The 273-nt window shown below is 66.7% G+C and carries 1 pseudogene; it reads left to right on the forward strand.

Annotated elements, in window-relative coordinates:
- Positions 1 to 273: pseudogene (locus EFL26_RS05835) on the forward strand (ketol-acid reductoisomerase); the annotation flags it as partial.

The raw sequence follows: 273 nt of genomic DNA on the forward strand, positions 1-273 counted from the left end.
GTGCTCTGCGGCGGTGCCTCCCAGCTGGTGATGTACGGCTTCGAGGTGCTCACCGAGGCCGGCTACCAGCCCGAGGTGGCCTACTTCGAGTGCCTGCACGAGCTCAAGCTGATCGTCGACCTGATGTACGAGGGCGGCATCGCCAAGCAGCGCTGGTCGGTCTCCGACACCGCGGAGTACGGCGACTACGTCTCCGGGCCCCGGGTGATCACGCCCGAGGTGAAGGAGAACATGAAGGCCGTCCTCGCCGACATCGTCGACGGCTCCTTCGCC

This window comes from Nocardioides pocheonensis (genome assembly GCF_003725535.1).
GTDB lineage: Bacteria > Actinomycetota > Actinomycetes > Propionibacteriales > Nocardioidaceae > Marmoricola > Marmoricola pocheonensis.